The organism is Zhongshania sp. R06B22, assembly GCF_040892595.1.
GTDB classification, from domain to species: Bacteria; Pseudomonadota; Gammaproteobacteria; order Pseudomonadales; family Spongiibacteraceae; genus Spongiibacter; species Spongiibacter arctica.
Genome location: NZ_JBFRYB010000004.1, coordinates 2,501 through 6,013 on the forward strand (window position 1 = coordinate 2,501; position 3,513 = coordinate 6,013).

Here is a 3,513-nt window from a genome sequence, read left to right on the forward strand (position 1 = left end):
GTTCTTTTAAGTGTTGTAACAATCCGGCGAAATAAAACGGTTGTCATTCTAGTCGGATGATGATCGCGTAATGCAGTTTCTTGATTGATCGATAGCTAGTCTATTTGATTATATGGTCAAGCGACTAAGCGCATACGGTGGATGCCTTGGCAATTGGAGGCGATGAAAGACGTTGGAGCCTGCGAAAAGCTCTGGGGAGGTGGCAACCAACCTTTGATCCAGAGATGTCTGAATGGGGAAACCCACCTATCATAAGATAGGTATCCTTTGACTGAATACATAGGTCTTAGGAGGCGAACCAGGGGAACTGAAACATCTAAGTACCCTGAGGAAAAGAAATCAAACGAGATTCTCTTAGTAGCGGCGAGCGAACGGGGAACAGCCTGCAAGTGATAGCAGAAGTGTTAGTGGAATAGTCTGGAAAGTCTAGCGATACAGGGTGATAGCCCCGTACACGAAAACACATCTGTGGTACTAAGCTTGCGACAAGTAGGTCGGGACACGTGTTATCTTGACTGAATATGGGGGGACCATCCTCCAAGGCTAAATACTACCAATTGACCGATAGTGAACCAGTACCGTGAGGGAAAGGCGAAAAGAACCCCTGTGAGGGGAGTGAAATAGATCCTGAAACCGTATGCGTACAAGCAGTAGGAGCAGACTTGTTCTGTGACTGCGTACCTTTTGTATAATGGGTCAGCGACTTAATGTCAGTAGCAAGGTTAACCGTATAGGGGAGCCGTAGGGAAACCGAGTCTTAATAGGGCGAATTAGTTGCTGGCATTAGACCCGAAACCGGGCGATCTATCCATGGCCAGGTTGAAGATGCCGTAACAGGCATTGGAGGACCGAACCCACAAATGTTGAAAAATTTGGGGATGAGTTGTGGATCGGAGTGAAAGGCTAATCAAGCTCGGAGATAGCTGGTTCTCCTCGAAATCTATTTAGGTAGAGCGTCGTGTCTAACCCTAGGGGGTAGAGCACTGTTTGGGCTAGGGGGTCATCCCGACTTACCAACCCCATGCAAACTCCGAATACCTAGGAGTTCAATCACGGCAGACAGACAGCGGGTGCTAACGTCCGTTGTCAAGAGGGAAACAACCCAGACCGCCAGCTAAGGTCCCTAATACACATTAAGTGGGAAACGATGTGGGAAGGCTTAGACAGCTAGGAGGTTGGCTTAGAAGCAGCCACCCTTTAAAGAAAGCGTAATAGCTCACTAGTCGAGTCGGCCTGCGCGGAAGATATAACGGGGCTAAATGTGTAACCGAAGCTGCGGATGCGTGCTTGCACGCATGGTAGAGGAGCGTTCTGTAAGCCTGCGAAGGTGGATTGAGAAGTCTGCTGGAGGTATCAGAAGTGCGAATGCTGACATGAGTAACGACAAGGGGGGTGAAAAACCCCCCCGCCGGAAGACCAAGGTTTCCTGTCCCATGCTAATCAGGACAGGGTTAGTCGGCCCCTAAGGCGAGGCAGAAATGCGTAGTCGATGGAAAACGGGTTAATATTCCCGTACTTGTTATAACTGCGATGGAGAGACGGAGTAGGCTAGGCGAGCACGGCGTTGGTTGTCCGTGTTTAAGCTCGTAGGCTGGGGGATTAGGCAAATCCGGTTCCCCACTAAGGCTGAGAAGCGATGACGAGTCCTCTTTTGGATGAAGTCGTTGATGCCATGCTTCCAAGAAAATCTTCTAAGCTTCAGGTTATAACAAACCGTACCCCAAACCGACACAGGTGGTCAGGTAGAGAATACCAAGGCGCTTGAGAGAACTCGGGTGAAGGAACTAGGCAAAATGGTACCGTAACTTCGGGAGAAGGTACGCTCCCTTTGGTGATCGGACTTGCTCCGTAAGCTGAGGGGAGTCGAAGTGACCAGGTGGCTGCAACTGTTTATCAAAAACATAGCACTGTGCAAACACGAAAGTGGACGTATACGGTGTGACGCCTGCCCGGTGCCGGAAGGTTAATTGATGGGGTTAGCGTAAGCGAAGCTCTTGATCGAAGCCCCGGTAAACGGCGGCCGTAACTATAACGGTCCTAAGGTAGCGAAATTCCTTGTCGGGTAAGTTCCGACCTGCACGAATGGCGTAATGATGGCCACGCTGTCTCCACCCGAGACTCAGTGAAATTGAATTTGCGGTTAAGATGCCGTATACCCGCGGCTAGACGGAAAGACCCCGTGAACCTTTACTATAGCTTCACAGTGGACTCTGATATTACTTGTGTAGGATAGCTGGGAGGCTTTGAAACTTAGGCGCTAGCTTAGGTGGAGCCAATCTTGAAATACCAGCCTGGTACTGTTGGGGTTCTAACTCTGGACCATTATCTGGTTCGAGGACATTGTGTGGTGGGTAGTTTGACTGGGGCGGTCTCCTCCCAAAGAGTAACGGAGGAGCACGAAGGTGCGCTAAGCATGGTCGGAAATCATGCGGTTAGTGTAATGGCATAAGCGCGCTTGACTGCGAGACTGACAAGTCGAGCAGGTACGAAAGTAGGTCATAGTGATCCGGTGGTTCTGTATGGAAGGGCCATCGCTCAACGGATAAAAGGTACTCCGGGGATAACAGGCTGATACCGCCCAAGAGTTCACATCGACGGCGGTGTTTGGCACCTCGATGTCGGCTCATCACATCCTGGGGCTGAAGCCGGTCCCAAGGGTATGGCTGTTCGCCATTTAAAGTGGTACGCGAGCTGGGTTCAGAACGTCGTGAGACAGTTCGGTCCCTATCTGCCGTGGGCGTTGGAGATTTGAGGAAAGCTGCTTCTAGTACGAGAGGACCGAAGTGGACGAACCTCTGGTGTTCGGGTTGTATCGCCAGATGCATTGCCCGGTAGCTACGTTCGGACGGGATAAGCGCTGAAAGCATCTAAGCGCGAAGCCTCTTCCAAGATTAGATCTCCCTGGGGCCTTGAGCCCCCTAAAGAGCCGTTCAAGACCAGGACGTTGATAGGCAGGGTGTGTAAGTGCTGCGAGGCATTGAGCTAACCTGTACTAATTGCTCGTGAGGCTTGACCATATAATTAAGTGGTTTAGCTATTAGAAAGATTGAGAGACTGCAGCGGATTGTTGCGAGTAGTGAAAGCTACACATGAAAAAGACAGTGCTTATATCAGCTTATTTACCACCTTATTTGGATTGAATGACGCAGTACGAAAGTACGTAAGACACCTCATTTAACCAAGCCAGTTTGCCTGGCGACCATAGAGACATGGTACCACCTGATCCCATCCCGAACTCAGAAGTGAAACGTGTCATCGCCGATGGTAGTTTGGGGTTTCCCCATGCGAGAGTAGGTCATCGCCAGGCTTCTAAACCAAAATGCCCCAGCCGAGTTCGGTTGGGGCATTTTACTTTGTGGAATCTAAACAGTTGGGCAACTGGCGACGACCAACGGTCAGACCCAAAACAGTCGCTGCGCTCCTGGGGCCAGCTTTCGCCAGGCTTTAATTTAGAACCCGAGATTCAATAGAGTCTCGGGTTTTTTTATGGACTGCTGGAAGTGGGTTCCACTA

General features: G+C 50.3%; 2 rRNA genes. Both read left to right on the top strand.

Annotated elements, in window-relative coordinates:
- Positions 1-114 precede the first annotated feature (114 nt).
- Positions 115-3,017 (top strand): 23S ribosomal RNA (locus tag AB4875_RS17335).
- A gap of 174 nt (positions 3,018-3,191) precedes the next feature.
- Positions 3,192-3,307 (top strand): 5S ribosomal RNA (rrf, locus tag AB4875_RS17340).
- Positions 3,308-3,513 lie beyond the last annotated feature (206 nt).